This is a genomic window from Frankia sp. CeRuru1 (genome assembly GCF_977966315.1).
Genome location: NZ_CDWWEW010000485.1, coordinates 1 through 3260, shown reverse-complemented (window position 1 = coordinate 3260; position 3260 = coordinate 1). Strand labels below are relative to the sequence as shown.

The window sequence follows — 3260 nt, the reverse complement described above, 5'->3', positions numbered from 1 at the left end:
CCGCGGGCACCCGTCCCGCCTCGGCCAGACCCGTCCGCCACACCACCGCGAAGCCCCGGCCGGTCCCGGCATCGCCGTTCCGATCGCCGCCGTTCCGATCGCCGGGCCGGCCGCTACCAGTCTCGTCGCGCTCCCCGGCCCTTGCGGCCCGCGCCGTCCTCCCGCTTCTTCCGTCAGGGCCGAACTCACCGCCACCAGAATGATCATCTTTGCGGTGATCAGGGCCGTCCAAGTAGTCGGGGCCGTCGAGGTGTCCCCGGGAGTCGGGTAGCGACGCCCCGAGCGGTACCCCAAGCAGGACCACGGCGACGCTGGCGATTCCCACGGCTCGGTAACCACCGAAAGCGATGACGGGGGACGCGAGCCCGGTAGCGACGAGGACAGCGGCCGAGGCGAAGGATCGCGACCGGCCGATCAGCCTGGGATAGGCGGCGACCGCGTCCAGCCGGGTCAGCTCGGTGTAGACGACAGCCTGGAGCGTGCCCGACCGTAGTGCGCTGCCCGCCCCCCAGAGCACGAACCCGGCGGCAAACGCCGCAAAGCATGGCTTAAACGTCCACAGCGCGAAACCGAGTGCCGCCAGCGCCGGACCGATCATCAACAGCAGCCGCCGAGAGACCGTATCCGCCCACAGCCCGGAGGGGATCTCCAGGAGGGAGGACGTCACCGACCACACGATGAACAGCGCGGAAATCTCCGCCGGCGACAACCCGGCGTCGACGAACAACAGCGGGTACACCGGGTAGAGCAGGACGAGCTCGTCGCAGAACGCGTAGGCGTACAGCCGGCGCGCGAGCCCGGACTCAGGTGCGGATCAACATCGCCAGGCCATGCTCCCCAGCTTAGCGCCGCAGCCGCGAAGTGGACTACCCCGTTGCGTAGCCGGAGGCCGGCGAATTTGGGGGACCTGAGGACGGTCTGCGGGCCCTGGACCGTGCCTTGCTCCCCATAACGTGGCCGCCGCGCGATCAGGCGGACCCGTGTCCGGGACTGTCCGGGACCCGGCCAGGTCGACGCGACGGTCAGGCGTCGAAGAGAGCGCTGACGGACTCGCCGTTGTGGATGCGGCGGATGGCCTCGGCGAGCGCCGGGGCAACCGTGAGGATCTTCAGCTTCGGCACCCGGTCCCCCGCCGGAATCGGCACCGTGTTCGTGCACACGATCTCGGCGACCTCGGGCTGGTCGCCGATGCGCTTAAGCGCACCCGCCGCGAACAGCCCGTGCGTGCACGCCACCCGCACCGACCGCACATTCAGCTCACGCAGCCGCTCGAGCAGCTCGAGCACGGTGCTGCCCTTGGCGATCTCGTCGTCGAGCACGATGACGTCCCGGCCGGCCACGTCACCGATGACCGTGCTGATGCTGACCCGGTCGTCGGCGAAACGCTGCTTGGCCCCCGCCGCCACCCGCACCCCGAGCATCCGGGCGAACGCCGCCGCTTCCTTGGCGTTGCCGAGGTCCGGGGAGACCACCGTCGTGTTCGACAGCTCGTAGCGGCGGAAGTGCGCGGCGAGTTCCCGCAATGCATGCAGATGATCCACCGGCACGCTGAAGAAACCGTGGACCTGCGGCGAGTGCAGGGTCATCGCGAGGACGCGGTTCGCACCCGCGGTGACGAGCAGGTCCGCGACCAGCCGCCCGCCGATCGAGATCCGCGGCGCGTCCTTCTTGTCCGAGCGGGCGTAGGCATAGTGCGGCAGCACGACCGTCGTGCGCGCCGCCGACGCCCCGCGCGCCGCGTCCAGCATCAGCAGCAGCTCGACAAGGTTCTCCTGCACCGGTGCGACCAGCGGCTGGATGAGGAACACGTCGCGTTCCCGGCAGTTCGCGGGAAGCTGGACCTCCAGGCAGTCGTTGGCGAAACGCTGCACCCGCACCCGATGCAGCGGCACGTCGAGGTGTGTGCAGATCTCCTCGGCGAGACTCGGATGGGCACTGCCGCTGAAGACGGCGATGTCTCGCACGAACCGCTCCTCGTTCCCTGTTCTCGGTGTCCCCGGGGTCTCTGTGTGTCCCCCGGGTCCCGGCGTGTCCGGGGTCCCGGTGTCCCGGTCGATGTCCGATGGACCCGCCCGTCCCGGATGGTACCGACCAGACGCCGAGTCATGCCGAGCTCCCTAGCGCCTCCCGGATCGGCACCCGAGTCCCGCCGCGCTTCACCGCATTGCCGTACACCCGCCCGGCCAGCCAGACCAGGGCCCCGATCAGCGCGAGCGTCAGCGCCATCGCGACCACCACCTGCCACCCCGCGACGCTGCCGATCCCGATCACCATCGGCATCAGGACCGGCGCGAACAGCGGAATCATCGCCAGCGCCAGGATGAGGCCGCTGTCCGGCGACCCCGGAAGCACCGAGATGCCCAGCACGTACGGGACGATGATCAATAAGATCATCGGCGCCGTGACCCCGCCGGCGTCCTCCTGCCGGGACACCAGCGCCCCGGCGGCCGCGAACAGCAGCGCATACACGGCGAACCCGAGCAGGTACCACAGCAGCGCCAGCGCGACCGATCCGATCGCGATTCCGGCCGGGATGTCGAGCTGCCCGGTCGCCAGGCCCAACGACACGCCGACCACCCCGATCAGCGTCAACTGACCGAGAGCCACGGCGCCGATCCCGATAACCTTGCCGGCCATCAGCTGCCACGGGCGCACCGTCGCCAGCAGCAGCTCCACCACCCGGCTGGTCTTCTCCTCAATCACCCCCTGCGCCACGGCCGGACCGAAGATCAGCAGAGACAGGTAAATCAGCCCGCCGGAGAGCAGGCCGAGCAGCAGCCGGGCCCCGTCCCGTTCCGAGGCCGGCCGCAGGGCGCTGACCTGGACCGTGGCCGCGGACACGGCCCGCCCCACGACGGCCGGATCACCACCGAGCCCCACGACCTGGCGCTCGAGCGCGATCTGCCGGGCGGCGAGACTCAACACCGACGCCAGCCGGTCGCCGAGCTCCTTCTTGACGACCACCCGGTAGACGGCGTTCCCCGCCGCGCCAGAGGCCGCAACCACGCGGACGAACGCGTCGACGTCACCATCGAGCACGGCCCGCTCGCCGGCCGCCCGATCCGCCACCGCACGGACCTCGACGTCCTCGCCCAGCGACCGGGCCGTAGCCTCGACCGTCGCCGCCTGCCGGGAGTCGACCGCGGTCAACGCGATCCGGCTCGCCGACGAGCCGCCGGTCAGGGACATCAGCACCACCATGGCGCCGATCCCGAGGACGAACAGCCCCGTGGTGATCTGGAAGGCCCGCGACCTGGTCC

3 protein-coding genes are annotated in these 3260 nt (G+C 70.6%); all 3 read right to left on the bottom strand.

Annotated features, from left to right (window positions below; genetic code table 11):
• A partial coding sequence (locus AC08OP_RS23155) for an MFS transporter (protein WP_476616108.1) occupies positions 1 to 739 on the bottom strand: 739 nt, incomplete at its 3' end.
• A gap of 283 nt (positions 740 to 1022) precedes the next feature.
• Entirely contained in the window at positions 1023 to 1964 is a 942-nt protein-coding gene (locus tag AC08OP_RS23150; RefSeq protein ID WP_476616107.1) for a ribose-phosphate diphosphokinase, read from the bottom strand.
• Positions 1965 to 2103: 139 nt separating this feature from the next.
• Positions 2104 to 3260, bottom strand: a 1157-nt coding sequence (locus AC08OP_RS23145) for an ABC transporter permease (RefSeq protein WP_476616106.1), incomplete at its 5' end; no start/stop codon positions are given.